Genomic DNA, 23,596 nt, shown 5'->3' with positions numbered 1-23,596 from the left:
TCATCCGTGTTGACCTCTGCACAGATGTCGACCGGGTGATGCTGGGTTCACCGAGGCTCTGCCGGGCCCCTGCGGTGGGACACATCCGCAAAGGGTTCCGCGCCCTGGTCGGAGCCCCCGGAGGAGAGGCCGCGCATGCCATCCACCGCCTGCATTCCCCCGGTCCCGGCGCCCGGCGACGCCCCCGGACTCCGCGACCGGGCCCGTGGCGCACTGCTGGGCCTGGCCGTCGGCGACGCGCTCGGCGCACCGGCCGAGAACATGAAACCGTCCGAGATCCGCGCCCGCTGGGGACGCATCACGGGTTACGTCGCCGAGAGACCGGCCGGTACCGACGACACCGAGTACGCGATCTTCTCCGGACTGCTGCTGGCCCGGCACGGCTGCGCGCTCACCCCGGCCCATGTGGAGGCGGCCTGGCACGAGTGGATCGCGGACCGGGCGGAGGGCCCCTTCCGGGGCGCCGGGTTCAGCGAGCGCGGCACGCTGGAGAACCTGCGCCGCGGCCTCGCCGCCCCCATCTCCGCCCAGCACCGCCACGCCTGGAGCGACGGCCTCGCCATGCGCGCGGCCCCCTTCGGGGTGTTCGCCGCGGGCCGCCCCGCCGAGGCGGCCCGGCTGGTGGCGATCGACGGCTCCGTCAGCCACGAGGGCGAGGGCATCTACGGCGGCCAGGCGGTGGCCGCCGGGGTCGCTGCCGCCATGGCGGGCGCCCCGACGATCGCGGTGGTCGCCGCCGCCCTCGCGGTCGTCCCCGACGACTCCTGGACGGCCCGCTCCCTGCGCCGCGCCATGACCGTGGCCCACCGCGGCGAACGCGCGGTCCGCTCCGCCGTCGTCATCGGCGGCTACCCCTGGACCGACCTGGCACCCGAGGCGGTCGCCCTCGCCTTCGGCGCGTACGCGGCGGCCGACGGCGACTTCCGGGACGCGGTGCTGACCGCGGTCAACATGGGGCGCGACGCCGACACCACGGCCGCGGTCGCGGGCGCGCTGGCGGGCGCGACCCAGGGGGAGCGCGCCGTCCCGGCGGAGTGGGCGGCCGCGATCGGCCCGGCCCGCGGAAGCTGCCTGCCGTCCATGGCCGGCCACCACGTCCTCGACGTGGCGGAACTGCTGACCCCGGGCGAGGGCGGCAAATGGGCCCCGACCGGCCCGGTCCCCGCACACCACGCCGTCCGCCCCGCCCGCGCGACGGAACCCGCGGGACGGCGGGAGCCCGGCACGGGTCCCGGGGCGGACGCGGTACGACAGAGCGTGCCCGCCCACGGACCGGACCTCGCGGACCGGACGGAACCCGCACGGCGGCCGGATCCCGTACGCGGACCCGAGCCCGCGCGACAGGCAGGCCCCGCCGGGCAGCCGGAGCCCGGGCGGCAGCCCGGACCCGGGTGGAAACCGGACCTCGGTCGGACGTCGGAACCCGTACGGACGTCCGACCTCGCGCGGACGCCCGACCCCGTGCGGCGGCCGGAGCGGGTGCGGCCGCGGCTGCGGCGGGCGGCGGAGGCGGGGCGGCGGCTGCCCGCCGGCGCGCCGGGCGCCCCCACGGCGTCCGGCACCCGCACCCCCGCGCCGGGCGCCCCCACGGCGTCCGGCACCCGCACCCCCGCGCCGGGCGCCCCCGTGGTGTCCGGTACCCGCACCCCCGCGCCGGGCGCCGACACCCCGCAGGTGCGCTCATGACACCGCCGGGACCCTGGGACGACGGCGCCGACGCGGGGGCCGCCGCCGCGCACACCGCCGGCGTGGGCCTCGCCCCCGCCCCGGCCCCCGCCTGCGCACCCCTTCCCGACCCCCGCCCCCGCCGCGTCGAGGGCCTGCTGCTCGGTCTCGCCGCCGGGGACGCGGCCGGCTGGCCCGCCGCCCGGCACCGCGCGGCCCGGATGCCGGAGTGGACCCGTCGGCTCACCCGCGAGCTGGACACCTTCGCGGAGCAGAACGCGACGACCACGCTCCCCGTCCCCATCGCCCTCAACCAGCCCCCCGAACCGCTGCGCCTCGGCCCCTCCGACGACGCCGAGTGGGCGGCGTTCGCGGCCGAGGCCCTCCTGCGGGCCGGCGACGACAGCGTCCTCGGCGACCTCAGCCGGGAGCGCCGTACCCGGGCCGCCATCGACCTGACCTGGAACGCCGTGGCCAGCGAGGTCGCGGCGGCGGCCGACCGGGCCCCGGAGATCGAGTCGGCGGTCCTCCCGCTGCGCGCCCGTATCTCCGTACGGGCCGGACTCGGCAACCTCGCCGCCGGGCTGCGCCCGCCCGCCACCGGCCACGACAACCCGCACTACTTCGACGACGCGGCCTGCGTACGGGCCTGCGTGCTCGCCGTGGCCCATCCCGGCGATGCCCGGCTCGCCGCCGAACTGGCCGAGTTCGACGCCCGCTACACCCAGGACGGCGACGGCGTGCGCGGCGCCCGCGCGATGGCGGCGGCCCTCTCCCTGGCCCTCGCCGGCGCGGGGGTGGAGACGTGCGTGGCCGCGGCGCTGGCCGAACTGCCCGAGGAGACGGAGATCGGCCGCAACGCCCGGCACGCGCTCCGGCTCGCACGCGACGCCGACAGCGCCTTCGCCGCGGTCCCCCTGCTGGAACACCAGATCGTCGATCACGTGTACAGCTACGGCATCGCCGCCGCGGAGACCGTCCCGGTCGCCCTGGCCCTGGCCGTCGCGGCGCACGGCCGGATCGCGGAGGCCGTCCCCGCCGCGGCCTGTCTGTCCCGGGTCGCGGACTCGGCCCCGGCCCTGGCCGGCGCCCTGACCGGGGCCCTGAGCGGCGGCGCCGCGATCCCCGCGTCCTGGCGCGCCACCTGCCGCACCCTCTCCGGCTGCGCGCTGCCCCGGCTCACCGACACGGACCTGGTGGAACTCGCCGAACTCCTGGAAGCCACGCAACCGGCCCCACCAGGAGGATGATTCGGGGCATGACGCCCAAAGGAGAAGAAAGTCACGCGGCGCCCCTCGACGAGCGGATCACCGGAGCCCTCGTCGGGGCGGCCGTCGGCGACGCCCTCGGCGGCCCCGTCGAGGGCTACTCCCCCGACCAGATCCTCGAACGCCACGGCGGCCGCGTGCACGGCATCGTCGGCCCCTGGAACGGCGACGCCTGGCGCACCGCCCGCCCCATCGCCCCGTACCACAAGGGCGACGGGCACGTCACCGACGACACCCTGATGACCCATGCGCTGGTCCGGGTCTACGCCTCGGTCCGCGACCACCTGGACGCGTACGCGATCACGGACCGGCTGGTGCCGGACCTGATGACACAGCCCCGGTGGATCCCGGAGCTGGAGGCGGAGGCCCTCCCCCTGCAACGGGTGTTCCTGGCGGAGAAGTGGCTGGTGGCCCGCCTCCACTACGGCCATGTCGACCCGCGCGAGGCGGGTGTCGGCAACATCGTCAACTGCGGTGCCGCGATGTACATGGCCCCCGCCGGCCTGGTCAACGCGGCCAACCCGGCGGCCGCGTACCAGGAGGCACTGGACATCGCCGGCGCGCACCAGTCGTCGTACGGCCGCGAGGCGGCGGGTGTCTTCGCGGCCGCCGTCGCCGCGGCGGCCGCGCCCGGCGCGACACCCGACTCGGTCGTGGCCGCCTGTCTGTCCCTGGCGAAGGACGGCACGCGCGCGGCGATCGAGGCGGTCTGCGAAACGGCCGCCCGGTACACGGAGTTCGAGTCGGCGCTCGGCCCGCTGCGCGAGGCGGTGGCCCCGTTCGACACCGTGGGCCCCGACTACCGCGCCCCCTCGCTGGCCGCCCGCCGCCCGTCCCGGCTGCACGCGATCGAGGAACTCCCCGTCGCCCTGGGCATGGTGGTGCTGTCGGCCGGCGACTACCGGACGGCGGTGCTCGGTTCGGTGAACTACGGACGCGACTGCGACTCGATCGCGACGATGGCGGGCGCGCTGGCGGGCGCGCTGGGCTCACCGGTGCCGGAGGACTGGGCGAAGACGGTCGCGGAGGCCAGCCGGCTGGACCTGTGGGAACCCGGCCGTACCCTCACCGGGGTGACCCGGGAGATCTTCGAGCGGGACGTCCGCCGGCGCCGCGCCCACGAGGCCGCCTTCTGCGAGATCGGGGGCCCGAGGTGCTCCGGCTGACCTGGGTCCAGCCGGAGGACCTGGTGGGGCACGAACTCCGGCAGGCGGCCCAGGACGGACGGGAGGCGTCGGCGATCGCGGCCCGCTGGCGGGCGGCGGGCGGCCACCCCGCGCCGCTGCGGGCGGGGGCGTCGGCGGATCCCGCCTCGCGCTGGCTGCGCCAGCTCGCGGAGGACCTGCTGGACGAACTCGCCGACCTGCCCGGCAGGTTGACCGACGAGGAGCCGACGGACCTGGCCGGGATCAGGGCGAGCTGCCCCGACTGGCCCGCGCCGCCCCCGCGCGGCCGCCGCCCGGCCCCGGACGGCCCGCTCCCGCTGGAGGCCGCCTGGCTGGGCCGGGCGGCCGGCTGTCTGCTGGGCAAGCCCGTCGAGAAACTCCCCCTGGCCGCCATCCGCGCCCTCGCCAGGTCCGCCGGCAACTGGCCGCTCGACAGCTGGTTCACGGCCAAGGGCGTCCCCGGTGAACTGCTGCGCGCCCATCCCTGGAACCGCCGCTCGGCCCCCACCTCGCTCGCCGAGAACATCGACGGCATGCCCGAGGACGACGACCTCAACTACCCGTTGCTCAACCTCCTGCTGCTGCAACGCCACGGCAGGTCCTTCACCACCGTCGACGTCGCCACCGTCTGGCTGGACGAGCTCCCCGCGGGCCGCACCTTCACGGCCGAGCGGCTGGCCTACCGCAACCTCCTGGCCGGTCTCGTCCCGCCGCACACCGCCCGGCACCGCAATCCCTTCCGCGAATGGATCGGCGCCCTGATCCGCGCGGACGTCCACGGCTGGACCAACCCCGGCGACCCCGGGGCGGCCGCCGAACAGGCCCACCGCGACGCCACCCTCACCCACACCGCCAACGGCGTCTACGCGGCGATGTTCACGGCGGCCGTCATCGCGGCCGCGTTCGGCGACGCCTGCGTGGGTGGCGGTACGAGCAGGGGTGACGTCCACGCCTGCCTGCGCAAGGGGCTGGCGGTCGTCCCGCCTCGCTCCCGGCTGGCCCGCGCCGTCACCCACGCCATCGAACTGGCCCGGGAACAGCCGGACTTCGACACGGTCGTCGACGAACTCCACGCCCGTTACTCGGCCACCCACCACTGGGTCCACGCGATCCCCAACACCGCGCTCGTCGCCGCCGCCCTCACCCACGCGGACGGCGACTTCGCCGGCTCCATCTGCCGTGCGGTCTCGGGCGGTTGGGACACCGACTCCAACGGGGCGACCGTCGGCAGCATCGCCGGTCTCCTCGCCGGCACGCCCGCCGCGCTCCCCGACCGCTGGACCACCCCCCTGAAGAACCGCCTCTCCACCTCCGTCGGCGACTTCGACGGCACCGGCTTCGACACCCTGGCCCACCTCACCCTCGTGGAGGCATCTCGCCCATGACCCGAATCGTCGTGCTCGGCAGCACGAACATGGACCTCGTCGCCTATGTCGAGAAGGCCCCGCAGCGCGGGGAGACCGTGACGGGACGGGAGTTCCGTACGATCCCCGGCGGCAAGGGCGCCAACCAGGCGATCGCCGCCGCCCGCGCCGGCGCCGAGGTGGCGATGATCGGCGCGGTCGGCAACGACTCCTTCGGCACCCGGCTGCGCGCCACCCTGGAGGACTCCGGCGTCGACACCGGCCTGCTGCGCACCGCCGAGGGCCCCTCCGGCACCGCGCACATCGTCGTGGACGACGAGGGCGGCAACGCGATCGTCGTGGTGCCCGGCGCGAACGGCACCGTGGACCACCTCACCCCGGCCGACGACGGCCTCGTCGCCTCCGCCCACGCCCTGCTGCTCCAGCTGGAGATCCCGCTGCGGGCCGTCGTCGCCGGAGCACGCGCCGCCCGCGCCCACGGCGTCCGTACGATCCTCACGCCCGCCCCCGCCCAGCCGCTCCCGCCCGACCTGCTCACCGCCGTCGACCTGCTGGTCCCCAACGAGCACGAGGCCGCCGCCCTCACCGGCCGCACCGACCCGCGCGAAGCGGCGCTCGCCCTGCTCGACCAGGTGCCGGAGGTGGTCGTCACCCTCGGCGCGGCGGGCAGTCTGTACGCGGCCCGGGGCGCCGAACCGCTCACCGTCCCGGCGCCCCGGGTCAGTGCCGTGGACTCCACCGGCGCGGGCGACACCTTCGTCGGGGCGCTGGCGGTGGCCCTCGGCGAGGGCCGGCCCGTGCGGGCGGCCCTGGCCTGGGCCGCCGCGGCGGCCGCGCTGTCCGTGCAGCGGGAAGGGGCGTCGGCGTCGATGCCGTACCGCTCCGAGATCGAGGCACGGTACGCCGCATGACCGACGCCCCGACCCCCGACAGCCCGCAGACCGACACCCCGGGCCCCGGTACCCCGCGTACGGACCCCCCCTCCCCCGGCACCGCACGCGACGACGCCCCGCCCACCGGCACCCCGCGTCCGGACGTGCCGCGCACCGACCCCCCGCTGGCCGGTCTGCGCGTCCTCGACCTCGCGACCCTCTTCGCCGGTCCGCTGGCCGCCACCATGCTCGGCGACTTCGGCGCCGAGGTCGTCAAGGTCGAGCACCCGACCAGACCCGACCCGTCCCGGGGGCACGGCCCGTCGAAGGACGGCGTGGGGCTGTGGTGGAAGCTGCTCGCCCGCAACAAGCGCACGATCACCCTCGACCTGTCGAAGCCCGGCGGCCGCGCCACCCTGCTCCGGCTCGCCGCCACGGCCGACGTGATCATCGAGAACTTCCGCCCCGGAACCCTGGAGAAGTGGGACCTGGGCTGGGAGGAGCTGTCCGCGGCCAACCCCCGTCTGGTCCTCACCCGGGTCACCGCCTTCGGCCAGTTCGGCCCGTACGCGCACCGGCCCGGCTTCGGCACCCTCGCCGAGGCGATGAGCGGCTTCGCCGCGATCACCGGCGAACCGGACGCGCCCCCGACCCTGCCCCCGTTCGGCCTGGCCGACTCCATCGCCGGTCTGGCCACCGCGTACGCCGTGATGACGGCGCTGGCCGCCCGGGACCGTACGGGCCGGGGGCAGGTCGTCGACATGGCGATCATCGAGCCGATCCTGACCGTCCTCGGCCCGCAGCCCCTCTGGTACGACCAGCTCGGTCACGTCCAGCCGCGCACCGGCAACCGCTCCCAGAACAACGCCCCGCGCGGCACCTACCGCACGGCCGACGGCGGCTGGGTCGCCGTCTCCACCTCCGCCCAGTCGGTGGCGGAACGGCTGATGCACCTGGTCGGCCGTCCCGAGCTGATCGACGAACCGTGGTTCGCCACCGGCGCCGACCGGGCCCGGCACACCGACGTCCTCGACGCGGCGGTCGGCTCCTGGATCGCCGAGCGTTCCCGGGACGAGGTGCTGCTGGCCTTCGACAAGGCGGAGGCGGCGGTCGCCCCCGTCCAGGACGTGCGCGAGGTGATGACCGACCCCCAGTACGCGGCCCTCGACACCATCACCACCGTCGACGACCCCGAACTGGGCCCGCTGCGCATGCAGAACGTCCTCTTCCGGCTCTCCGCCACCCCCGGCGCGATCCGCTGGGCGGGCCGGCCGCACGGCGCGGACACCGACGCGGTACTGACCGAGCTGGGTCTGTCCCCGGCCCGGCTGGCCGATCTGCGGGCGGAGGGCGCCGTATGACAGAGACCCCGCTGACCTGGCTGTACGTCCCCGGTGACCGCCCCGCGGTGGTCGCCAAGGCACTCGTCTGCGGCGCCGACGTCGTCGTGGTCGACCTGGAGGACGCGGTCGCCCCGGACCGCAAGGAGTACGCGCGCGCGGCCACCGCCGACCTGCTCTCGCAGCCCCAGCCGGTTCCCGTCCACGTCCGGGTCAACGCCCTGGACGGGCCGCTGGTCGCGGCCGACCTGCACGCCGTGGCCGCCCTGCCGGGGGTGTCCGGGCTGCGCCTGCCGAAGGTGACCTCGCCGGAGCAGATCACCGGCATCGCCGGCCGCACGGCCGGCGCGGGCACCGGCACCCCGCCCCTGCACGCCCTCCTGGAGACGGCCCTGGGCATCGAGCACGCCCACGCCATCGCCCGCGCCCACCCGGCGCTGCGGGGCATCTCCCTGGGCGAGTCGGATCTACGGGCCGATCTGGGCGTGCCCGGTGACACCGGCCTCGACTGGTCCCGCTGCCGGGTGGTCGTCGCCGCGCGGGCGGCGGGCCTGCCGCCCCCGGCCCAGTCGGTGTACCCGGACATCCGGGACCTGCACGGCCTGGCCGCGACCTGCGCCCACGGCCGGGCGCTCGGCTTCCTGGGGCGCGCGGCCGTCCACCCCCGCCAGCTCCCGGTCATCGAACGCGCCTACCTGCCCACCGCCGAGGAGATCGAGCAGGCGGAGGCGGTGGTGAAGGCGGCGGCCCGGGAGCAGGGCGCCCAGGCGCTGCCGGACGGGACGTTCGTCGACACGGCGGTGGTGGCGACGGCCCAGCGGACGCTGTCACTGGCCCTGCGCCGCTGAGCCCCGCCGCGGGAAGGGCCGGAACACGACAGGGCGCCCCGGGCCGTGCGGCCCGGGGCGCCCTGTCGTCGTACGGTCCGACGTCAGCTCTTCTTGCCCGCCGACTCGGTCCGGTCCTTCGCCTTCGCGTCCGAGGCGTCCTCGGCCTCGGTGTCGGCCTCGACCGCCGTCCCGTCCTCGGGCCGGCCGGCCGGCGTGCCCTCGGCCGCGTCGGCCTCGCGGTCCGTCACGGCGTCCGCCTTGTCCCCGGCCTCGCCGTCCGCCTTCTCCCCGGCCTCGCCGTCGGCCTTGTCCTCGGTCTTCTCCTCGGCCTGCGCCTCGGTCCCGCCGTCGCCCTCGGCTCCGGCGCCGGGCTCGACCTCGGCCTCCCGGCCGGGCCGCTTCTTCGCCGACACCACGATGTACACCACCGCGAGCAGGAAGACGACGAGCGCGGTCCAGTCGTTCAGACGGAGCCCCAGGATGTGGTGGGCGTCGTCGACCCGCATGTACTCGATCCAGCCGCGGCCCACGCAGTACGCCGCGACGTACAGCGCGAACGCCCGGCCGTGTCCGAGCTTGAAGCGGCGGTCGGCCCAGATGACCAGGAAGGCGACGCCGACGCACCACAGGGACTCGTACAGGAACGTCGGGTGGTAGGTGCCCGGGATCCGGCCGTCCGTCGAGGACGTGATCTTCAGCGCCCACGGCAGGTCGGTGGGCCGCCCGTAGAGCTCCTGGTTGAACCAGTTGCCCCAGCGTCCGATCGCCTGGGCGAGGGCGATGCCGGGGGCGATGGCGTCGGCGTAGGCGGGCAGCGGGATACCGCGGCGGCGGCAGCCGATCCACGCGCCCACCGCACCGAGCGCGATGGCGCCCCAGATGCCGAGGCCGCCCTCCCAGACCTTGAAGGCGTCCACCCAGTCACGGCCCTCGCTGAAGTACAGCTCGTAGTCCGTGATCACGTGGTAGAGCCGACCGCCGACCAGGCCGAAGGGCACGGCCCAGACCGCGATGTCGGCCACCGTGCCGGCCCGCCCGCCGCGGGCGATCCAGCGTTTGTTGCCGAGCCAGACGGCTACGAAGACGCCGATGATGATGCAGAACGCGTAGCCGCGCAGCGGGATGGGACCGAGGTGCAGCACCCCGCGCGACGGGCTGGGAATGTAGGCAAGTTCCATGGCAAGGTCGACGCTACCGTGCCGGACCGGGCCCACGGCAGGCAGCCCGGCTACGGCTCCATAACAGGGAGACGGGGAACACTCACCCCTTGGCCGCCTCCTGCACCATCTCCTTCAGCTTCTGCGGGGTCATCGTCGGGTCCTGGTAGATGTTCTTGCCGTCGAGCAGCACGGTCGGGGTGCCGCCGAATTTCCCGGCCTTGAAGGCCTCGTTCGACTTCACGACCCAGCTGTCGTGCGTGCCCTCCTCGACGCACTTGCGGAACTCGGGCGTGTCGAGACCGTCGACCTTGCCCGCGAGCTCGATGAGCCTGGCGTTGTCCGCGTAGGCGTCCTGGGTCTCCGGCGGCTGGTTCTCGTAGAGCACGTCGTGGTACGCGGTGAACTTGCCGGCGTCCTGGGCGCAGGCCGCGGCGTTGGCGGCCTTGCGGGAGCCGCTGCCGCCCATGTTGCCGTCGATGAGGGTGGCCAGGTGGTACTCCACCTTGAGCTGCCCGGCGTCCGTCAGCTCGTGGACGGTCGGGCGGTACGCCGCCTCGAAGGCCTTGCAGGCCGGGCAGCGGAAGTCCTCCCAGACGGTGAGCGTCGACTTCGCGCCCTCCTGGCCGACCGGGATGGCGAGGCCGTCCTTGCCCTGTGCTCCCGAGGGCGCGGCGACCGGGCCCGCGTTGCTGCTCTTGTCCTTGCCGGCGTTCGCGGCGACGATGCCGATCACCGCCGCCAGTCCCAGTACGCAGACGACGCTCGCGCCCACGATCAGCGTCCGTCGACGCCTCTCCCCGGCCTTCTGCTTCTCACGTTCGACCGCCAGCCGCTCGCGTGCGGCGCGCTTTCCGTCATGGTGGTTCTTCTCGCTCACACACGCAGGAACGAACCGGGGAGGCGCAGCGCGCCTCCCCGGCCCCAGGTCCACCCGTTCGAGTGACTCGTACGGAATGTCCCTTACGTCACACCTGTCGGCGCACGCCCTTCGCGAGGTCGCCCGCGAGCGCGCGGACCGCCTCGACGCCGGCCGCCTCGTCCGGGGCGTCCAGCATCCGCTTGACGAAGGCCGAGCCGACGATCACCCCGTCGGCGAAGCCGGCCACCTCGGCGGCCTGCTCGGCGTTCGACACGCCGAGGCCGACACAGACCGGCAGGCGGGTGCCGGTGACCCGGGTGCGCCGGACCAGGTCCTCGGCCTGCGCGCCCACCGAGGCGCGGGTGCCGGTGACCCCCATCAGCGAGGCGGCGTAGACGAAACCGCTGCCCGCCGCGGTGATCTCGGCGAGCCGCTCGTCCTTGCTGCTGGGCGCCACCACGAAGACCGTCGCGAGGTCGTGCTTCGCGGCGTGCTCCCGCCACAGCGCGGACTCCTGCACCGGCAGGTCGGGCAGGATCGCCCCGGCCCCGCCGGCCTCGGCGAGCTCGGCGGTGAAGCGCTCGACGCCGTAGCGGTCGATCGGGTTCCAGTACGTCATCACGAGGACGGGCTTGCCCGTCGCCTCGTGCGCCTCGCGCACCGTGCGCATCACGTCGGCGATCCGGACGCCGCCGCGCAGGGCGATGTCGTCGGCGGTCTGGATGACCGGGCCGTCGAGGACCGGGTCGCTGTGCGGCAGGCCCACCTCGACGACGTCGGCGCCGCCGTCGAAGGCGGCCTTGATCGCCTCGATGCCGCCGTCCACGGTCGGGAATCCGGCCGGGAGGTAGGCGATGAGGGCGGCGCGGCCCTCGGCCTTCGCGGCGGCGAGGGTGTCGGTCAGCAGCCGGCCCCGGCCGCCCGTCGGTGCGGTCCCGCTCACTTGGCGTCCCCCTCGATCTCGGCGATGTCGGCCGCGTCGGCGGCGACCTCGGCGTCGGTGTCGTACAGGCCGAAGTAGCGCGCGGCGGTGTCCATGTCCTTGTCGCCGCGGCCCGACAGGTTGATGACGATCAGCCCGTCGGGGCCGAGCTCACGGCCGACCTCCAGGGCGCCGGCGAGGGCGTGGGCGCTCTCGATGGCGGGGATGACGCCCTCGGTGCGCGACAGCAGGCGCAGGGCCTGCATGGCCGCGTCGTCGGTGACCGCGCGGTACTCGGCGCGCCCGCTGTCCTTGAGGTAGGAGTGCTCGGGGCCGATGCCCGGGTAGTCCAGGCCGGCCGAGATCGAGTACGGCTCGGTGATCTGGCCCTCGTCGTCCTGGAGGACGTAGGAGCGCGAACCGTGCAGGATGCCGGGCTCGCCCGCGGTCAGGGTGGCCGCGTGCTCGCCGGTCTCCACGCCGTGCCCGGCGGGTTCGCAGCCGATCAGGCGGACGTCGGTGTCGGGGATGAAGGCGTGGAAGAGGCCGATGGCGTTGGAGCCGCCGCCGACGCAGGCGACGGCCGCGTCGGGCAGCCGGCCCGCGCGCTCCAGGATCTGGCGCCGGGTCTCGACGCCGATGACCCGGTGGAAGTCGCGGACCATGGCGGGGAAGGGGTGCGGCCCGGCGACGGTGCCGAACAGGTAGTGGGTGCGGTCGACGTTGGCGACCCAGTCCCGGAAGGCCTCGTTGATGGCGTCCTTCAGGGTCCGGCTGCCGGACTTCACGGCGACGACCTCGGCGCCGAGCATCCGCATCCGGGCCACGTTGAGGGCCTGGCGCTGGGTGTCGATCTCGCCCATGTAGATGGTGCATTCGAGGCCGAACAGCGCGCAGGCGGTGGCCGTCGCGACGCCGTGCTGGCCGGCTCCGGTCTCGGCGATGACCCGGGTCTTGCCCATCCGCTTGGTGAGCAGGGCCTGGCCGAGCACGTTGTTGATCTTGTGTGAGCCGGTGTGGTTCAGGTCCTCGCGCTTGAGGAACACCCGGGCGCCGCCGGCGTGCTCGGCGAACCGGGGCACCTCGGTGAGGGCGCTGGGCCGGCCGGTGTAGTTGACCAGCAGGTCGTCGAGCTCGCGGGCGAACTCGGGGTCGGACTTCGCCTTGTCGTACTCGACGGCGACCTCGTCCACGGCGGCGACGAGCGCCTCCGGGATGAACTTGCCGCCGAACGCGCCGAAATAGCCCTCGGCGCTGGGCACCTGACCGGTGGGGTCGGGGAAGAAGAAATCGCTGGGCATGCGAAAACCTCACGGTGAGTGTGCGGAGAAAAGACACTGTTCGCCGTGGGGGCGGAGATATGTCCGATGGCCGCGAGCCGTCAGTGGTCGCTCGCGCCCGCGCGGCGGTGGCCGCGCGTTCGGTACTGCCCCGCGCCCCTGAAGGGGCGCTGCCATCGCCTGCCGTTGACCTGCCCGGGTTCGTCACCGATGACGTAACGGACCCGACGGCCGTGCACCCGGCGCGCGGGGGCACGGCAGCCGCGGGGCCGGCAGCCGCGCGCGAGGCGGGCGTACCGGTCCACGGTCGTCGAGAGCGTCGTGGGCGTCATCGGGATCAACCCTAGCGGAGTGTCAGTCGCGCCCGTGCCGCAGCGCCGGGTGCTCGCCCGCCGCCACCAGGTCGGACACCGCGGCCTTCGGGTCGCGGCCGGTGACCAGGGACTCGCCGACCAGGACCGCGTCGGCGCCGGCGTTGGCGTAGGCGATGAGGTCGTGCGGACCGCGGACGCCGGACTCGGCGATCTTGACGATGTGGGCCGGGATCTCGGGGGCGACCCGCTCGAACGTGGAGCGGTCGACCTCCAGGGTCTTCAGGTTTCGCGCGTTGACGCCGATGACCTTGGCGCCCGCGTCCACCGCGCGCTCGACCTCGTCCTCGTCGTGCACCTCGACCAGCGGCGTGAGCCCGATGGACTCGGCGCGCTCGATGAGGGACTCCAGGGCGGGCTGCTCCAGGGCCGCGACGATCAGCAGCGCGAGGTCGGCGCCGTACGCGCGCGCCTCCCACAGCTGGTAGGCGGTGACGATGAAGTCCTTGCGCAGCACGGGGATGTCCACGCGGGCGCGGACCGCTTCGAGGTCCGCCAGCGAGCCGCCGAAGCGGCGCTGTTCGGTCAGCACGGAGATGACGGCGGCGCCGCCCGCCTCGTAGTCGGCGGCCAGGGCCGCCGGGTCGGCGATCGCGGCCAGCGCACCCTTGGACGGGCTGGAGCGCTTGACCTCGCAGATCACCTTGACGCCCTCGCCGCGCAGCGCGGCCACCCCGTCCTTGGCGGCACGAGCCTTGGCCGCGCGCTCCTTGAGCTCGTCGAGGCTGACGCGCGCCTGCCGTTCCGCGAGGTCGGCACGGACTCCGTCGATGATCTCGTCGAGCACACTCACGCGAGCGGCCCCCTTCCAGACGGTTGACTCTTCAAGCGATCGGGCCTGCGCCCCGGGGCTGCCGCTCGGGCACTGCCGGTGGGCGCGATTCACGGCCACTGCGATGGTATCCGGAGGAAGGCGTAGGCCTCGCATCCGGTTGACGCCGGTCCCACTACCTGGACCTCCGTCCCCCGGTCAAGGATGCAGCCAGCCGCCGAACGGCAGGTTCCGGACCACCGTGAAGACCAGCAGCGACACGCCCAGCGTCCACAGATGCGCCGGTCCGAGGTCGATCCGCAGCGACCGTCCGCGGGCCGCGCGGACCACCCAGACGGTCCACAGTACGGCGAAGCCCAGATAGCCGAGCACGGCCGCCGCGTTGTCCTGGAGGGCCGTCACGAGGTCGCCGTGGACGAAGGCGTGCGCACTGCGCAGACCGCCGCAGCCGGGGCAGTAGACGCCGGTCAGGCGCAGCAGCGGGCAGACGGGGTAGTGGCCCGGCTCGTTGGGGTCCACGGCGCCGACGTAGGCGAAGGCGCCCACGACGGCCGCGAGCAGTCCGGCGGGCACGGCCAGCCGCCCCGCGACGGTCCCCGCGGGCATGCCCCGGGCCCCCTGGCTGTCGGCGTTCACGCCTCGCATTCTGCCCCGTGCGGGCCGTGAGCGCGCGACAGGGGGCGCACCCGCGCGCTCGTCGGCGCGGGTACGCCCCCTGCGGGGTACGCGGTGACGCGGGTGTTCAGCCCTCGACGCCGGCCGGCTCGCGGCGCGCGGGGGACTGGACGACGAGAGGGGCCTGCTTCGGCTGGCCCAGACCCGCGGCGCTCATCGCGGCGCCGACGACACCACCGAGGGCGACGATCACCATGCCGCCCCAGAAGCCCAGGGGCTGCGCCATCACCATGAAAGCGCCCGCGACGCAGAAACCGATGAAGGCGATGATGACACCGGTCCAGGCGGCCGGGGTGTGACCGTGGCTGCTGCCCGCCATGACTTGCTCCTCGTTGCTGTGTACGTGTGTACGTGTCTGAGCCGGACGCTCACCGTCCATTGTCCCGTACGCGGACGCGTCCCGTGATCGGGGGTGCTCCCCGCGCGCGTACGGCACGCTCGGCGGGCAGTGCGCCGGATCGTGGCCGGGGCGGAGGCGGGGCCCCTGCGCCCGGCCCGTCGCTGGTGCTAGGCGGGGTCGGGGTCGGCGCCCGTCGGGTCCTCTCCCCGGTCCAGGGCCTTCCAGATGTCCTCCGGCCGGTCGGGGTCGACGGCCGGCGCCGCGCGGCGCGTCCTGGGGCTGCCGTTGCGCTCGTAGCGCCCCGACATCGCCGGCCACAGCGGGCCGTAGCGCAGGGCCAGCAGCCCGGCCAGCAGGATCAGGGCACCGCCCACGGCGGCCACGTAGGGCCAGGCGGTGTGGGTGAAGGCGGCCACGACGGCCGAGGTGTCGCCGGAGGCCTGCGCGGCCTTCTCGTCGAGCGCGGAGGTGTCGGCGGCGCCGAACAGCGCCGCGGCGACGATCCCGGCACCGGAGAGCGCGAGCAGCGCGGCGACGAGTTGGCGGCCGGTGCGGCGGACCGCGAAGACGGCGACCAGCGCGGCGAGACCCACTATCGCCAGGGCTGCGGGGACGCCGGTGACGTCGCTGCCCTTGGCGGTCAGCGGGAAGTCGCCGCCGGCCACCGTCGCGGTGCCCTGCGACCAGCGCTGGCGGGTGGCCAGCAGGGCCACGGCGGCGCCCAGCGCCCCGCTCGGCAGGGCGACGGCGAGGCTCCGGCGGCCGGACCGGACCGGGGCGGCGGCTTGGGCACGAGGGTGAGGAACAGCAGTCACGTACCCCACTATCGCCTGAACCCCGGGCGAACCGGCACCCGGGGCGACGTGAGACTCGCCCTACTTGCCCGGGGCTTGGCCGAGCCGGTTGGCGGTGTGCACCGCGCGCAGCACCGCCGCCGCCTTGTTGCGGCACTCGGTGTCCTCGGCGACCGGGTCGGAGTCGGCGACGATGCCCGCCCCGGCCTGGACGTAGGCGGTGCCGTCGCGCAGCAGGGCCGTACGGATGGCGATGGCGGTGTCGGAGTCGCCGGCGAAGTCGAGATAGCCGACGCAGCCGCCGTACAGCCCGCGCCGGGACGGTTCGAGTTCGTCGATGATCTGCATCGCGCGCGGCTTCGGCGCGCCGGACAGGGTGCCCGCCGGGAAGCAGGCGGTCAGGACGTCGAAGGCGGTGCGGCCCGCCGCGACCCGCCCGGTGACCGTCGAGACGATGTGCATCACGTGCGAGTACCGCTCGACGGACATGAAGTCGACCACCTCGACCGAGCCCGGTTCGCAGACCCGGCCGAGGTCGTTGCGCCCGAGGTCGACCAGCATGAGGTGCTCGGCGCGCTCCTTGGGGTCGGCGAGCAGTTCGTCGGCGAGGGCCTGGTCCTCCTGCGGGGTCGCCCCGCGGTGCCGGGTGCCGGCGATCGGGTGCACCATGGCCCGCCCGTCCTCGACCTTGACCAGCGCCTCCGGGGACGAGCCGACGACGTCGAAGCCCTCGAAGCGGAACAGGTACATGTACGGGGAGGGGTTGGTGGCCCGCAGCACCCGGTAGACGTCCAGCGCGCTCGCCGTGCACGGCGTCTCGAAGCGCTGCGAGGGGACGACCTGGAACGCCTCGCCCGCCCTGATGCGCTCCTTGACGTCCTCGACGGCCCGCTGGAAGTCCGCGCCGCCCCACAGGGCGCTGTACTCGGGGAGTTCGGACGGCGGGAGCACGGCGGGCGGCTGGGCGACCGCGCGGGAGAGGTCGGCCTCCATGGCGTCCAGCCGGGCCACGGCGTCGGCGTGGGCGTCGTCGACGCCGGTGTCGAGGTCGTTGTGGTTGATCGCGTTGGCGATCAGCAGGACGGAGCCCTCCCAGTGGTCCATGACGGCCAGGTCGCTGGTGAGGAGCATGGTCAGCTCGGGCAGCCGGAGGTCGTCGCGCTCGCCGGGGCCGATCTTCTCCAGCCGGCGCACGATGTCGTAGCCGAGGTAGCCGACCATGCCGCCGGTGAAGGGCGGCAGGTCGTCCTGGCCGGGGGTGTGGAGGGTCTCGATGGTGGCGCGCAGCGCGGCGAGCGGGTCGCCGTCGACGGGGACGCCGACGGGCGGGGCGCCGAGCCAGTGCGCCTGGCCGTCACGCGCGGTGAGCGTGGCGGAGCTGCGGACCCCGACGAAGGAGTAGCGGGACCAGGACCGTCCGTTCTCCGCGGACTCCAGCAGGAAGGTGCCGGGGCGCTCGGCGGCGAGCTTGCGGTAGAGCGCGACCGGGGTGTCGCCGTCGGCGAGGAGCTTGCGGGTGACCGGGATGACCCGCCGGTCGGTGGCCAGCTTGCGGAACGTCTCGAGGTCCATGGCGGCTGACCTTACTGACCCTCGGCGGGTACGCCGGAATCGGCGCCCGCGAGCAGCACGTCCTCGTCGAAGCAGGTGCGCGCCCCGGTGTGGCAGGCGGCGCCGACCTGGTCGACCTTGACCAGCAGCGTGTCGGCGTCGCAGTCGAGGGCGACGGACCTGACCCACTGGAAGTGACCGGAGGTGTCGCCCTTGACCCAGTACTCCCGGCGGCTGCGGGACCAGTACGTGCAGCGGCCCGTGGTCAGCGTGCGGTGCAGCGCCTCGTCGTCCATCCAGCCGAGCATGAGCACCTCGCCGGTGTCGTACTGCTGGGCGATGGCGGGCAGGAGTCCGTCGGCGCTGCGCTTGAGGCGGGCGGCGATCTCGGGGTTCAGGCTGCTGGGCGGGGGCGTGCTGGTCATGGTGGCCATTGTGCCGCGCGGTCCGGGCGTTCCGGGCGCGGTGTCCACTGGGCGGACCCGGCGCGTGGCCGTAGGCTGACGGCATGTCGACCTTCGCCAAGCGTGAACGGCTCCTTCTCGCCGACCTCTTGGAGGTCACCGGTCCGCAGGCCCCCACGCTGTGCGAGGGCTGGCAGACCCGTGACCTCGCCGCGCACGTGGTGGTACGGGAGCGCCGCCCGGACGCCGCCGGCGGCATCCTGGTCAAGCAGCTCGCGTCCCGCCTGGAGAAGGTGATGGAGGAGTTCGCGGCCAAGCCGTACGAGGAGCTGGTCCAGCTGATCCGCACCGGGCCGCCGCGCTTCTCGCCGTTCCAGCTCAAGCAGGTCGACGAGGCGTCGAACACGGTGGAGTTCTACGTCCACACGGAGGACGTCCGCCGGGCGCAGCCGGACTGGGCGCCGCGCGAGCTGGACTCGGTGTTCCAGGACTCGCTGTGGTCCCGGCTGGAGCGGTCGGCCCGGCTGGTGGGCCGCCGGGCGCCGACCGGGCTGGTGCTGCGCCGCCCGGACGGCCGGACGGTGGTGGCGCACAAGGGCACGCCGGTCGTGACGGTGACCGGCGAACCGTCGGAACTGCTGCTGTTCGCGTACGGGCGGCAGGGCGTGGCCGCGGTGGAGCTGGAGGGCGAGAAGGCGGCCATCACCCAGCTGCACGAGTCCAGGTCGCTGGGCCTCTGATCCGGGCGGGGTCCGGACCCGGGAGGGGCCGTGAGTCGCCCCGCCCGGGTCCGGACCCGGGGCCCGCCGGGGCTCACTGCTTGCGTGAGTCCAGGTACTGCTGTTCCGCGGGCAGCGCGCGGGCGTCCTCGACCAGCACCGTGCCGCCGGTGGCCTTCGCGTCCGGCTTGGTCACGTAGACGGCCGTGCCCGCCGGGCGCGAGGCGTCGGAGAAGTCCTCCGGGGTGCCCAGGCCGTTGTCCACCGACTTCTGCGCGCGGTGGGCCTTCACCAGCCCTTCCCGGCTGAGGTCCTTGGCCGCGCAGGCGGCCTTGAGGTCCAGGCCCATCAGCTCGGCCGCGTTGTAGCCCGACAGGGTGCCCGCGTCGACCAGCTCGCCCGGGTACTTCTTCTGGTACGACGCGACCATCTTGGTGACGGCCGGCAGGTCGGAGCTGACCGGCGGGGCGGCGGTGACGACGTGCAGCATGGCGAGCAGCGCGGGCGCCGCCGGTGTCTTGAGGAGCTGCGGGGCGTAACCGGGCGCGCTGGTGACGACCGGGACCTTCAGCCCGCTCGCGGCGGCCACGCCCACCAGCGAGGCGGTCTGGCCGGGTCCCGCGCTGATCAGGATCGCCTTGACCCCGGCCTTGCGCAACGCGGTGACCTGCGCCGAGAGGTCGGTGTCGGTGGCCTTGATCTTCTGTCCGACGATCGTGAGGCCCGCCTGGCGCGCCGCCCAGGTGGAGCCCTCCAGGGCGTTGCCGCCGTAGTCGCCCTCGAAGTACACATGACCGATCCGGTCGCCCTTCTTCACTCCCTGGGTACGGGTGAGGAAGTCGACGGCGCGCACCATGTCGAGGTCGTAGGTGGTGCCGAGCACCTGGACGGCGTCCTTGCCGAGCAGGGAGGCGGCCCAGGCCTGCGGGAAGGTCAGGAGGCGGTCGCGGTCGATGTCGTCGAGCAGGGCGGCGACCACGGGCGAGCCGATGACCTGGGGCAGCGCCAGGACGTTCGGGGAGATCTCGGTGTAGGCGGCGACGGCCTTCTGGACGTCGTAGCCGTGGTCCCGGACGACGATCTTGATCTTGCGTCCGCAGATCCCGCCGCTCTTGTTGGTCTCGTCCGCCCACATCTGCTGGGCCTGGACGATGCTCTTGCCGAGGGTGGCGTAGGGGCCGCTCAGGTCGGTGAGCGCGCCGAGCGAGATCGTGTCGGCGGTGACGCCGGGGCCGGTCTTCACCCCGTCCGCGGCGGCCTCCCCGTCCGATGTCCCGGCCTTGGTGCTGCATCCGACGCCGGCCAGCAACAGGACGGCGAGGGTCGTGGCGAGTGCTGTGCGTCCCGTGGTGTTCACGAGGTGCGCTCCTTGGGTCGTTGATCCGGTGCGGACGCGGCCGCGGGTGAGGAGGCCGGAGAGGCGGCGGAGGGGTCGGTGACGGAGGGGCCGGCGGCGGGCGGCATCGTGGCGGGCGGGGTACGGCGCCGTCGGACGAGGGCCGTGGCCCGCCGGGCCAGGCCGCTCAGCCCGTCGGGGGCGAAGAGCAGGACGAGGACGACGGCGGCGCCGTACAGATAGCGCGAGGCCTCGGTGGGACCCACCGCGTGGCCGGGCGCGCCGGGCGCCGCGACCAGGGGCAGCTGGTCGGCGTAGCGGGCCATGAGCAGGGGCAGCGCGGTGACGAAGACGGCTCCCGCCACGGCGCCCGCCACCGAGCCGAGTCCGCCGATGACGATCATCGCGAGGTAGTCGATGGACAGGGCGAGGCCGAAGTAGTCCGGCACGATCCGGCGGAAGACGAGCGCGAGCAGGACCCCGGCCAGGCCCGCGTACATGGAGGAGACCACGAAGGCGGCCGAGCGCCTACGGGCCACCGGGACGCCCATCACGGCCGCGGCGGTCTCGCTGTCGCGCAGCGCGGTCAGCGCCAGGCCGGGGCGGCCGGCGAGCAGGTTGCGGGCGGCGAACCAGCCGGCGCCCAGCAGGGCCAGCGCGAGGTACCACAGGCGTTCCTCGGCGCCGAACGGCACGCCCAGCACGGTCAGTTGCGGGTCGGTCCCGGTGAAGGCGAAGCCGCCCAGGGACATCGGCGGCACGGACCGTCCGTTGAAGCCGCCGGTGAGGGAGTCGGCGTTGAGCATCACGTGCCGGCCGAGGAAGACCAGGGCGAGGGTCGCCACTCCCAGGTAGACACCGCGCACCCGGCCGGCCACCGGGCTGAACAGCCCGCCCGCCACCCCGCTCAGGCAGACCGCGAGCACCAGGGCGAGCGGCGGCGGCAGGCCCGGTCCGGGCTCCCCGGCCAGCCACACGTATCCGTAGGCGCCGACCGCGAGGAAGAAGGCGTGGCCCAGGGAGAGTTGGCCGGCGGTGCCGGTGAGCAGGGTGAGTCCGACGGCGCCGAGCGCGGCCGCCATCGAGAACAGCCCGACCTGGAGCCAGAACGCGCCCAGGTAGAAGGGCAGGGCGCACAGGACGAGCACGGCGCCCGCCGCGAGGAGGCGCCTAGACACGGGCCGCCTCCTTGGTGCCGAAGAGACCGGCCGGCCGGACGAGGAGCACCAGCACCATGACGGCGTACGGCACCACGTCGCCGAAACCCTCGCCGAGCGCGGAGAGTTCGGACTGGTAGCCGGCCGCCAGCGCCTCGGTGACGCCGATCAGCAGGCTGCCGGCGAGCGCGCCGGGCGGCGAGGCCATTCCGCCGAGGATGGCGGCGGGGAACGCCTTCAGCGCGATCTGTCCGGTCGTGCGCTCCAGGCCGGGCGCCGGGAACGCGGCCAGGAACACGGCGGCGAGCGCGGCGAGCGCCCCGGCCAGGCACCAGGCGAGGGTACGGATCCGGGCGAGCCGGATGCCCATCAGGGCGGCGGCCTCCTGGTCCTCGGCGGCGGCGCGCAGCGACAGGCCCCAGGGGGTGAACCGGAACACGGCGAAGACCGCGGCGATGACGACCGTCGACACCAGGATCGAGGCGATCCGGCTGTCGGCGACGGTCACCGAACCGAGCCGGGTCACGTCGGAGCCCCAGGGGTCGCCGAGGGTGAGCAGGTCCCCGCCGATGCGGCGGGTGAGGTCGGTCATCAGCAGGATGTCGACGCCGATGGTGACGATGGTCAGCACGTGCGCGGCGGCCGGGTCGACGCGGCGCAGCAGCAGTACGTCGATCAGTCCGGCGGCCGCCGCGGTGGCGAGCACCGCCAGGGCGAGGGCGCCCGCGAAGCCCAGCCGGTCGTGCAGCACGGCGGTCAGGTAGCCGCCGAGCAGCAGCAGCGAGCCGTGCGCGAAGTTCATCACCGCCGAGGCCTTGAAGATGATGACGAAGCCGAGGGCGACCAGGGCGTAGACCGAGCCGAGGGCGAGCCCGTTCAGCACGGTGTCCAGGGCGGTGTTCATGCGATGTGCTCCCGGGAGGTGGTCGGGGTGCCGAGGTAGGCGCGGCGCACCTCGGGGTCCTGGCGGACCTGGTCCGGGGTGCCCGCGGCGATACGGCGGCCGAAGTCGAGGACGGTGACCTCGTCGGCCAGCCGCATGACGAGGCCCATGTCGTGCTCCACCAGCAGGACGGACAGGCCCAGTTCGGCGCGGACGGTGCGCACCACCTCGACGGTGCGGGCGCGTTCGCCGGAGTTCATGCCGGCCACCGGTTCGTCGAGCAGCAGCACCCGGGGTTCCAGGCACAGGGCGCGGGCGAGTTCGACCCGCTTGCGGTCGCCGTAGGAGAGCAGGGCGACCGGGGTGTCGAACAGCGGTCCGAGGCCGGTGAGTTCGGCGATCTCCCGGGCCCGTGCGCGGTGCTCGCGCTGCTCGCGCACGGTGCCCGGCAGCCGCAGGGCGGTGGCGGTGAATCCCGCGCGGCCCAGGGCCTGCCGGCCGAGCATCAGGTTGTCGCCGACCGTGCCGGCCGTGGTGACGATGTTCTGGAAGGTGCGGGCGATGCCGAGCAGCGCGATCCGGTGCGGGGGCAGCCGGGTGAGTTCCCGATCGCCGAGGCGGACCCCGCCCCGGGTGGGCCGGCACAGTCCGGACACGACGTTGAAGCAGGTCGACTTGCCGGCTCCGTTGGGTCCGATCAGCGCGTGCACGCTGCCGGGCGCCACGGTGAAGCCGACCGAGTCCAGCGCGGTGAGCCCGGCGAACCTGACCGTGACGTCCTCGACGCGCAGGGGCGGGGGCGGTCCGCTCATGGGGCACCCTGCCCTTCGGCGGCGGACGCGGCGGAGGAGCCGTCGGCGGGTGCGGCGGAGCCCGCGGCGACCGAAGTCGGTGCCGGGGTCGGTGCCGGTGCCGGGGTCTGTGTCGGTGCCGGGGTCTGTGTCGGTGCCGGGGCCGGTGCGGGGGTCGCCTCCTCGCCCAGGTAGAGGCGGCGTACCGCGTCGGTCCCGGCCAGTTCGGCGGCCGGGCCGGACAGCCGCACCTCGCCGACCTCCAGGACGTACGCCCGGTCGCACAATGCCAGCGCCATCGCCGCGTTCTGCTCCACGAGCAGGACCGAGGTGCCCTGGGCGTTGATCTCGCGGATCACCTCGGCGATGCGCTCGACCATCAGCGGTGCCAGTCCGAGCGAGGGTTCGTCCAGGAGCAGCAGCCTGGGCGCGGCCATCAGCGCCCGCCCGATGGCGAGCATCTGCTGCTCGCCGCCGGACAGCAGTCCGGCGCGCTGCCTGCGGCGCTCCGCGAGCCGGGGGAAGAGCCCGAAGACCCGTTCCCTGGCGGCCTCGACGACCGCCGGGGCCCGGCGGCCGAGGCCGAGTCCGCCGGAGCGCAGGTTCTCGTCCACCGTGAGTCCGGCGAACACCCGGCGCCCTTCGGGGACTTGTACGACCCCGGCGCGCACGGCGGCCACCGGGTCCTGCCCGTCGAGGCGCAGACCGCCGTAGTGGGCGCTGCCCGCGGTGATCGCCCCGCGGTGCAGGCGCAGGGTGCCGGACAGGGAGCGCAACAGGGTGCTCTTGCCCGCGCCGTTGGCGCCGAGCAGGGCGACGGCGCCGCCCGCGGGCACCTCCAGGCTGACACCTCGCAACGCGGTCAGGGCACGCCCGTAGGCCACGTCGAGATCACGCACGCGCAGCACCGACGGCCCGTCGGGGCGCGGGTCGCCGGGGGACGGTCCGCCCGGCGGGGACACGTCCTGCCGGGTACCGTCCGATGACAGAGAGGGCATCACAACTCCTCGGCTCCGCACGACGCGGACCTACGGGGGAAGTGGCCCTACGAGAGCACGCGCGCCGGACTGCGTACAG

23 protein-coding genes and 1 pseudogene are annotated in these 23,596 nt (G+C 74.6%); 8 read left to right on the top strand and 16 right to left on the bottom strand.

Translation table 11 applies throughout. The annotated features are described in order from the left end of the window. Nucleotides 1-135 precede the first annotated feature (135 nt). From ACZ60B_RS08395 to ACZ60B_RS08365, 7 genes and pseudogenes are all read left to right on the top strand, one after another. A pseudogene (locus ACZ60B_RS08395) lies at nucleotides 136-1,143 on the top strand (ADP-ribosylglycohydrolase family protein); the annotation flags it as partial. A 539-nt stretch (nucleotides 1,144-1,682) separates the two neighbouring features. Further along, on the top strand, nucleotides 1,683-2,915 hold the full coding sequence (locus tag ACZ60B_RS08390; RefSeq protein ID WP_469385238.1) for an ADP-ribosylglycohydrolase family protein: 1,233 nt from the start codon (nucleotides 1,683-1,685) through the stop codon (nucleotides 2,913-2,915). Nucleotides 2,916-2,923: 8 nt separating this feature from the next. Beyond that, nucleotides 2,924-4,099: an ADP-ribosylglycohydrolase family protein gene (locus ACZ60B_RS08385; protein ID WP_469385237.1), complete on the top strand. Its 1,176-nt coding sequence runs from the start codon at nucleotides 2,924-2,926 to the stop codon at nucleotides 4,097-4,099. Then, nucleotides 4,087-5,484: an ADP-ribosylglycohydrolase family protein gene (locus tag ACZ60B_RS08380; protein ID WP_469385236.1), complete on the top strand. Its 1,398-nt coding sequence runs from the start codon at nucleotides 4,087-4,089 to the stop codon at nucleotides 5,482-5,484. Before ACZ60B_RS08385 ends, ACZ60B_RS08380 begins: the two co-directional genes overlap by 13 nt. Then, nucleotides 5,481-6,374, top strand: a complete 894-nt coding sequence (gene rbsK, locus ACZ60B_RS08375) for a ribokinase (RefSeq protein ID WP_469385235.1) — start codon at nucleotides 5,481-5,483, stop codon at nucleotides 6,372-6,374. The genes ACZ60B_RS08380 and rbsK overlap by 4 nt, the downstream gene beginning before the upstream one ends. After that, nucleotides 6,371-7,696, top strand: a complete 1,326-nt coding sequence (locus ACZ60B_RS08370; RefSeq protein ID WP_469385234.1) for a CaiB/BaiF CoA transferase family protein — start codon at nucleotides 6,371-6,373, stop codon at nucleotides 7,694-7,696. The genes rbsK and ACZ60B_RS08370 overlap by 4 nt, the downstream gene beginning before the upstream one ends. Then, a complete protein-coding gene (locus ACZ60B_RS08365) occupies nucleotides 7,693-8,523 on the top strand; it encodes an HpcH/HpaI aldolase/citrate lyase family protein (protein WP_469385233.1) in 831 nt (276 codons plus the stop codon). The genes ACZ60B_RS08370 and ACZ60B_RS08365 overlap by 4 nt, the downstream gene beginning before the upstream one ends. 83 nt (nucleotides 8,524-8,606) lie before the next feature. On the opposite strand, the gene lgt is transcribed toward ACZ60B_RS08365, so the two are convergent. From lgt to hisI, 11 genes are all read right to left on the bottom strand, one after another. Further along, nucleotides 8,607-9,683: a prolipoprotein diacylglyceryl transferase gene (gene lgt / locus ACZ60B_RS08360; RefSeq protein WP_469385232.1), complete on the bottom strand. Its 1,077-nt coding sequence runs from the start codon at nucleotides 9,681-9,683 to the stop codon at nucleotides 8,607-8,609. Nucleotides 9,684-9,765: 82 nt separating this feature from the next. Then, a complete protein-coding gene (locus ACZ60B_RS08355) occupies nucleotides 9,766-10,542 on the bottom strand; it encodes a DsbA family protein (protein ID WP_469385231.1) in 777 nt (258 codons plus the stop codon). An 88-nt stretch (nucleotides 10,543-10,630) separates the two neighbouring features. Then, nucleotides 10,631-11,467, bottom strand: coding sequence for a tryptophan synthase subunit alpha (trpA, locus tag ACZ60B_RS08350; protein WP_469385230.1), 837 nt, complete (start codon nucleotides 11,465-11,467; stop codon nucleotides 10,631-10,633). Next, nucleotides 11,464-12,747: a tryptophan synthase subunit beta gene (gene trpB / locus ACZ60B_RS08345; RefSeq protein ID WP_469385229.1), complete on the bottom strand. Its 1,284-nt coding sequence runs from the start codon at nucleotides 12,745-12,747 to the stop codon at nucleotides 11,464-11,466. The genes trpA and trpB overlap by 4 nt, the downstream gene beginning before the upstream one ends. Nucleotides 12,748-12,827: 80 nt before the next feature. After that, nucleotides 12,828-13,058, bottom strand: coding sequence for a tryptophan biosynthesis modulator TrpM (gene trpM / locus ACZ60B_RS08340; protein ID WP_469385228.1), 231 nt, complete (start codon nucleotides 13,056-13,058; stop codon nucleotides 12,828-12,830). A 22-nt stretch (nucleotides 13,059-13,080) separates the two neighbouring features. After that, the gene (gene trpC / locus ACZ60B_RS08335; RefSeq protein WP_162469813.1) at nucleotides 13,081-13,890 is read right to left on the bottom strand and encodes an indole-3-glycerol phosphate synthase TrpC; all 810 of its coding nucleotides are present in this window, start codon (nucleotides 13,888-13,890) and stop codon (nucleotides 13,081-13,083) included. Nucleotides 13,891-14,067: 177 nt separating this feature from the next. Further along, nucleotides 14,068-14,514: a DUF2752 domain-containing protein gene (locus ACZ60B_RS08330; protein ID WP_469385227.1), complete on the bottom strand. Its 447-nt coding sequence runs from the start codon at nucleotides 14,512-14,514 to the stop codon at nucleotides 14,068-14,070. A gap of 97 nt (nucleotides 14,515-14,611) precedes the next feature. Continuing rightward, on the bottom strand, nucleotides 14,612-14,863 hold the full coding sequence (locus ACZ60B_RS08325) for an HGxxPAAW family protein (RefSeq protein WP_469385226.1): 252 nt from the start codon (nucleotides 14,861-14,863) through the stop codon (nucleotides 14,612-14,614). A 188-nt stretch (nucleotides 14,864-15,051) separates the two neighbouring features. Beyond that, nucleotides 15,052-15,708, bottom strand: coding sequence for a TIGR02234 family membrane protein (locus ACZ60B_RS08320; protein ID WP_469385225.1), 657 nt, complete (start codon nucleotides 15,706-15,708; stop codon nucleotides 15,052-15,054). Nucleotides 15,709-15,759: 51 nt separating this feature from the next. Further along, on the bottom strand, nucleotides 15,760-17,250 hold the full coding sequence (locus ACZ60B_RS08315) for an anthranilate synthase component I (RefSeq protein ID WP_469385224.1): 1,491 nt from the start codon (nucleotides 17,248-17,250) through the stop codon (nucleotides 15,760-15,762). A gap of 11 nt (nucleotides 17,251-17,261) precedes the next feature. Further along, the gene (hisI, locus tag ACZ60B_RS08310) at nucleotides 17,262-17,654 is read right to left on the bottom strand and encodes a phosphoribosyl-AMP cyclohydrolase (protein ID WP_469385223.1); all 393 of its coding nucleotides are present in this window, start codon (nucleotides 17,652-17,654) and stop codon (nucleotides 17,262-17,264) included. An 83-nt stretch (nucleotides 17,655-17,737) separates the two neighbouring features. Between hisI and ACZ60B_RS08305 the strand changes: the two genes are divergently transcribed. Beyond that, nucleotides 17,738-18,373: a TIGR03085 family metal-binding protein gene (locus ACZ60B_RS08305; RefSeq protein WP_469385222.1), complete on the top strand. Its 636-nt coding sequence runs from the start codon at nucleotides 17,738-17,740 to the stop codon at nucleotides 18,371-18,373. 73 nt (nucleotides 18,374-18,446) lie between these two features. Here the strand turns inward: ACZ60B_RS08305 and ACZ60B_RS08300 are convergent, their stop codons facing one another. From ACZ60B_RS08300 to ACZ60B_RS08280, 5 genes are read right to left on the bottom strand one after another with little or no spacing between them, the layout of a single operon-like run. Further along, nucleotides 18,447-19,709, bottom strand: a complete 1,263-nt coding sequence (locus ACZ60B_RS08300; RefSeq protein WP_469385221.1) for an ABC transporter substrate-binding protein — start codon at nucleotides 19,707-19,709, stop codon at nucleotides 18,447-18,449. After that, the gene (locus ACZ60B_RS08295; protein ID WP_469385220.1) at nucleotides 19,706-20,866 is read right to left on the bottom strand and encodes a branched-chain amino acid ABC transporter permease; all 1,161 of its coding nucleotides are present in this window, start codon (nucleotides 20,864-20,866) and stop codon (nucleotides 19,706-19,708) included. The genes ACZ60B_RS08300 and ACZ60B_RS08295 overlap by 4 nt, the downstream gene beginning before the upstream one ends. Then, nucleotides 20,859-21,749, bottom strand: coding sequence for a branched-chain amino acid ABC transporter permease (locus ACZ60B_RS08290; protein ID WP_469385219.1), 891 nt, complete (start codon nucleotides 21,747-21,749; stop codon nucleotides 20,859-20,861). The genes ACZ60B_RS08295 and ACZ60B_RS08290 overlap by 8 nt, the downstream gene beginning before the upstream one ends. After that, a complete protein-coding gene (locus ACZ60B_RS08285) occupies nucleotides 21,746-22,540 on the bottom strand; it encodes an ABC transporter ATP-binding protein (protein WP_469385218.1) in 795 nt (264 codons plus the stop codon). The genes ACZ60B_RS08290 and ACZ60B_RS08285 overlap by 4 nt, the downstream gene beginning before the upstream one ends. Further along, a complete protein-coding gene (locus ACZ60B_RS08280; RefSeq protein WP_469385217.1) occupies nucleotides 22,537-23,517 on the bottom strand; it encodes an ABC transporter ATP-binding protein in 981 nt (326 codons plus the stop codon). The genes ACZ60B_RS08285 and ACZ60B_RS08280 overlap by 4 nt, the downstream gene beginning before the upstream one ends. Between the last annotated feature and the right edge of the window lie 79 nt (nucleotides 23,518-23,596).

This window comes from Streptomyces sp. NPDC104096, assembly GCF_055584385.1.
The sequence above is the reverse complement of the archived record's forward strand: the minus strand, read 5'-3'. Positions and strand labels throughout refer to the sequence as shown.

Coding starts and splice junctions, on each gene's coding strand:
- ACZ60B_RS08390 (WP_469385238.1), top strand. CDS start 1,683: ATGACACCGCCGGGACCCTGGGACGACGGCGCCGACGCGGGGGCCGCC.
- ACZ60B_RS08385 (WP_469385237.1), top strand. CDS start 2,924: ATGACGCCCAAAGGAGAAGAAAGTCACGCGGCGCCCCTCGACGAGCGG.
- rbsK (WP_469385235.1), top strand. CDS start 5,481: ATGACCCGAATCGTCGTGCTCGGCAGCACGAACATGGACCTCGTCGCC.
- ACZ60B_RS08370 (WP_469385234.1), top strand. CDS start 6,371: ATGACCGACGCCCCGACCCCCGACAGCCCGCAGACCGACACCCCGGGC.
- ACZ60B_RS08365 (WP_469385233.1), top strand. CDS start 7,693: ATGACAGAGACCCCGCTGACCTGGCTGTACGTCCCCGGTGACCGCCCC.
- lgt (WP_469385232.1), bottom strand. CDS start 9,683: ATGGAACTTGCCTACATTCCCAGCCCGTCGCGCGGGGTGCTGCACCTC.
- trpB (WP_469385229.1), bottom strand. CDS start 12,747: ATGCCCAGCGATTTCTTCTTCCCCGACCCCACCGGTCAGGTGCCCAGC.
- trpM (WP_469385228.1), bottom strand. CDS start 13,058: ATGACGCCCACGACGCTCTCGACGACCGTGGACCGGTACGCCCGCCTC.
- ACZ60B_RS08330 (WP_469385227.1), bottom strand. CDS start 14,514: ATGCGAGGCGTGAACGCCGACAGCCAGGGGGCCCGGGGCATGCCCGCG.
- ACZ60B_RS08325 (WP_469385226.1), bottom strand. CDS start 14,863: ATGGCGGGCAGCAGCCACGGTCACACCCCGGCCGCCTGGACCGGTGTC.
- ACZ60B_RS08315 (WP_469385224.1), bottom strand. CDS start 17,250: ATGGACCTCGAGACGTTCCGCAAGCTGGCCACCGACCGGCGGGTCATC.
- hisI (WP_469385223.1), bottom strand. CDS start 17,654: ATGACCAGCACGCCCCCGCCCAGCAGCCTGAACCCCGAGATCGCCGCC.
- ACZ60B_RS08305 (WP_469385222.1), top strand. CDS start 17,738: ATGTCGACCTTCGCCAAGCGTGAACGGCTCCTTCTCGCCGACCTCTTG.
- ACZ60B_RS08290 (WP_469385219.1), bottom strand. CDS start 21,749: ATGAACACCGCCCTGGACACCGTGCTGAACGGGCTCGCCCTCGGCTCG.
- ACZ60B_RS08285 (WP_469385218.1), bottom strand. CDS start 22,540: ATGAGCGGACCGCCCCCGCCCCTGCGCGTCGAGGACGTCACGGTCAGG.
- ACZ60B_RS08280 (WP_469385217.1), bottom strand. CDS start 23,517: ATGCCCTCTCTGTCATCGGACGGTACCCGGCAGGACGTGTCCCCGCCG.